This window comes from Deltaproteobacteria bacterium (genome assembly GCA_011773515.1).
Lineage (GTDB): Bacteria > Desulfobacterota > Deferrimicrobia > J040 > J040 > WVXK01.
In genome coordinates, this window is record WVXK01000012.1 from 313 (window position 1) to 1,583 (window position 1,271).

The following is a 1,271-nucleotide window of genomic DNA, read 5'->3' on the forward strand; positions in this document are numbered from 1 at the left end:
AAAAAAAGCGCTGTGATATTATTAAACTTGCGCTTTAAGAGCGCTATGAGCACTTTAACAACTGGATAGCGGAAGGAAGGTTCAAGCCAAAGACACAAATTTTGGTCGGAGAGTTTGATCCCGGCTCAGGATAAACGCTGGCGGCGTGCTTTATGCATGCAAGTCGAACGGTCCTTCGGGACAGTGGCGAACGGGTGAGTAACACGTAAGTAACCTGTCCCTAAGTGGGGGATAACTTCGGGAAACTGGAGCTAATACCGCATGTGGTCCTTCAGCAAAAGCAGAAGGATTAAAGCCTTCGGGTGCTTGGGGAGGGGCTTGCGTCCGATTAGCTTGTTGGTGAGGTAATGGCTCACCAAGGCAATGATCGGTAGCTGGTCTGAGAGGATGATCAGCCACACTGGGACTGAGACACGGCCCAGACTCCTACGGGAGGCAGCAGCAAGGAATATTGTGCAATGGGCGAAAGCCTGACACAGCGACGCCGCGTGGGGGATGAAGGCCTTCGGGTTGTAAACCCCTTTTCTCAGGGAAGAATAATGACGGTACCTGAGGAATAAGCCTCGGCTAACTACGTGCCAGCAGCCGCGGTAATACGTAGGAGGCAAGCGTTATCCGGATTTATTGGGCGTAAAGCGCGTGTAGGCGGCTCTTCAAGTCGGATGTGAAATCTCCCGGCTCAACTGGGAGGGGTCATTCGATACTGCTGGGCTAGAGGGCAGCAGAGGGAGGTGGAATTCCCGGTGTAGTGGTGAAATGCGTAGATATCGGGAGGAACACCAGTGGCGAAGGCGGCCTCCTGGGCTGTTACTGACGCTGAGGCGCGAAAGCGTGGGGAGCGAACAGGATTAGATACCCTGGTAGTCCACGCCGTAAACGATGGACACTAGGTATGGGGGGTATCGACCCTCTCCGTGCCGTAGCTAACGCATTAAGTGTCCCGCCTGGGGAGTACGGCCGCAAGGCTAAAACTCAAAGGAATTGACGGGCGGGGGCCCGCACAAGCAGCGGAGCGTGTGGTTTAATTCGATGCAACGCGAAGAACCTTACCAAGGCTTGACATGCTGGAAGTAGGAACCCGAAAGGGGGACGACCTGTTAAGTCAGGAGCCGGCACAGGTGCTGCATGGCTGTCGTCAGCTCGTGCCGTGAGGTGTTGGGTTAAGTCCCGTAACGAGCGCAACCCTTGTTGCCAGTTATTTTCTCTGGCGAGACTGCCCCGCAAAACGGGGAGGAAGGTGGGGATGACGTCAAGTCAGCATGGCCCTTATG

The 1,271-nt window shown here is 54.9% G+C and carries 1 rRNA gene; it reads left to right on the plus strand.

The features are described from left to right. Nucleotides 1-106: 106 nt before the first annotated feature. Nucleotides 107-1,271, plus strand: a 16S ribosomal RNA gene (locus tag GTN70_01450); the annotation flags it as partial.